The sequence below is a fragment of the Candidatus Glassbacteria bacterium genome (assembly GCA_019456185.1).
In the GTDB taxonomy this organism is placed as follows: Bacteria; Gemmatimonadota; Glassbacteria; order GWA2-58-10; family GWA2-58-10; genus JAJRTS01.
In genome coordinates, this window is sequence record VRUH01000118.1 from 329 (window position 1) to 2,943 (window position 2,615).

Here is a 2,615-nt window from a genome sequence, read left to right on the forward strand (position 1 = left end):
AGTTCCACCAGACCGGAGGCGACACTGAGCTGGGCTTCCAGGGGAGCGGTCACGAATTGCTCGACCTCCCCCGGGGCGCTGCCCGGGTAGGCCGTACGCACCGTCAGGGTGGGATGGGAAAAACGGGGCAGCAGCGCCACTTCCAGCCGTTGATACGCCACCGCGCCGAAGATCAGCACCCCCAGGGAGATCATGGTCACCGCCACCGGACGGCGAATGGCCAGGCGGAACAGGGAGGGGGCGCCGTCGGCGGGGATGGACGGTCCGGACTCGGACGGGGAGGGGGTGGCTGGAGGGCGCATCAAAATCCGCTACGGGGGTATTGGGAATTCATCCGGAATCCGAGGGGAGGGCGGCATGGCTCTTTCTCCTCGAACAGCATGCTTGAGTCCCATGGGAGTGCGTCTGCTCCCAGTGTACCAGACCCGGGTAAAATTTCCGCCGCCCGTTGAAGCCAATTGGTCGAAGGGGAATGCTCCCGCGTCAGCAGTTTTTGAGGCGGGTTTTGCACCATTTACCCTGATTCGATTGGCAGGCCTGACTCCAAACCCGGCATTGTTTGGCATGGTGAATACTCAAATCGGCAAGAAACCGGTCCATTTCTTCTTCAAAGGAATTGGGATCGAATTCGAGCACCCGTTTGAATTCCCGGATGGCCCGTTGGTATTGCTTGAGGCCATTGTAGGCCTTACCCCGGTTGAGGTAGGCACGGGTATTGTTGGGATCGAGCTCGAGAACACGGTTTAAATCCTGGAGGGCCCGCTTGTATTGCTTTAGGCCAATGTAAGCATTGCCTCGATTGATGTAGGCGCGGTGATTGTTGGGATCGAGTTCGATGGCCCGGTTCAGGTCCTGGAGGGCCCGTTGGTATTGCTTGAGGCCATTGTAGGCCAAACCACGGTTATGGTAGGCAAGGGCGAAATTGGGATCGAGTTCGATGGCCCTGTTCAGGTCGTGAAGGGCCCGCTGGTATTGGTAATCGTTTATATGGAAAATTCCCCGTTCGAGGTAGGCGTGGGGGTCATTGGGATCGAGCTCTAGGGCCCGCTCGAATTTCTTGAGGGCCCGCTGGTTTTTATCGAGGTCCGCCTGGTCAAATTTCATCAAGAAGCGTGGTAGATCCGAACTTGTATCGAGTTCGAGGGCCCGCTCCAAGTCCTGGGTGCCCCGACGATTATCCTCCAGTTTACTGATGCCAAGAAACCGGTTGAGGTTGGCAGGGTCAAAATTGGGATCGAGTTCGATGGCCCGGTCGTAATCCTGGAGGGCTCGCTTGTATTGCTCGAGCTGTTCGTAGGTCATACCCCGACTGAAGTAGGCAAACGCCATATTGGGATTGAGCTCGATGACCCGGTCGAATTCCTGGAGGGCTCGCTTGTATTGCTCGAGGTGATTGTAGGCAAGACCCCGGTTGTGGTAGGCGAGGGGGTTATTCGGATTAAGCTCGAGGCCCCGGCCGTAGTCCCGGATGGCCTGTTTGTATCGCTTTAGCTCATGGTAAGCATCGCCTCGATAGAGGTAGGCCAGGGTATAATTGGGATCGATTTCGATGGCCCGGTCAAAGTCCCGGATGGCCCGTTGGTATTTTTTTTGTTCATGCAGTTCGAGTCCACGCAGATAGTACACCGTGGGATCGCCGGGTTCCAGCGTCTGGCATCCTTGCGATATGACGGCAAGCACGGATAAAAGAAGGATGATGGTTTTCAATTTCATCCGATATCTCCCAGATGTAACTGCCGGGAACCATCCGCAATGTTCACCCCTCCATACCACGAATCAAGTAAACAATTCCCAGACCCGGCCCGTTATCCCTTGGCCTTTTACCATAAAAGTTCGCGGAGCGGGTCAGGACGGCAATGGCGCCGCAACCGGTACGAGTTCTTCTTCCAATCCGGCGATCACGCCGCGCATCACTTCACCCGCGGAGTCGTTCAGCACCAGGGTGGCATGGGCGTCGTGGGGTGTATCCTGCCGGTTGAGGATCACCAGGGGCGCACCGCCCTGGATCGCGCGCAGGGGGAACTCCGCCGCCGGGTAGACCACCAGGGAGGAACCGATCACCAGGAACAGGTCGCATTTCCCGGTCTCTTCGGCCGCCCGCTCCAGGCTTTCCGGCGTGAGCATCTGCCCGAAGGAGATGGTGGCCGGCTTCATCAATCCCCCACACTCAGGGCAGGGGGGCGCATCCCCCTCCCCGGAAACCAGGGGCTGGAAAGCCGTGCGGTCCACCCGGTGCCCACAGGACAGGCAGGAGACGAACATGGTGGTTCCGTGCAATTCGATTACCTTTTCCGGCGAGGTGCCGGCGGCCTGGTGCAATCCGTCCACATTCTGGGTGATGACCGCGCCCAGCTTGCCCATCTTTTCCAGGGTCACCACGGCCTGGTGGGCCTCGTTGGGGCGGGCCATCAGAATCTGGTTGTACATGGCCGTGCTGCGCTGCCAATAGCGGCGCCGGGATTCTTCGGTGGCCAGAAAGCGGTCGATATGAAAATCGCTGGGATCGAATTTCTCCCAAACGCCGCCCGGACCCCGGAAGTCGGGGATTCCCGATTCCGTGCTGATTCCGGCGCCGCTGAACACGACGATTCGTTGCGCGCCGCGAACCAGTTCCA

At 58.8% G+C, this 2,615-nt stretch carries 3 protein-coding genes and 1 pseudogene (1 of these 4 cut by a window edge); all 4 read right to left on the reverse strand.

Translation table 11 applies throughout. The annotated features are described in order from the left end of the window. Nucleotides 1–25, reverse strand: a pseudogene (locus FVQ81_18220) (efflux RND transporter permease subunit); it reaches 328 nt to the left of the window's first position. Then, nucleotides 1–302, reverse strand: a 302-nt coding sequence (locus FVQ81_18225) for an efflux RND transporter permease subunit (GenBank protein ID MBW7998467.1), incomplete at its 3' end; no start/stop codon positions are given. The gene FVQ81_18225 and the pseudogene FVQ81_18220, both read right to left, overlap by 25 nt. A gap of 181 nt (nt 303–483) precedes the next feature. Continuing rightward, a complete protein-coding gene (locus tag FVQ81_18230; protein ID MBW7998468.1) occupies nt 484–1,713 on the reverse strand; it encodes a tetratricopeptide repeat protein in 1,230 nt (409 codons plus the stop codon). Between the two features lie 132 nt (nt 1,714–1,845). Next, on the reverse strand, nt 1,846–2,610 hold the full coding sequence (locus FVQ81_18235) for an NAD-dependent protein deacylase (GenBank protein MBW7998469.1): 765 nt from the start codon (nt 2,608–2,610) through the stop codon (nt 1,846–1,848). Nucleotides 2,611–2,615: the final 5 nt, after the last annotated feature.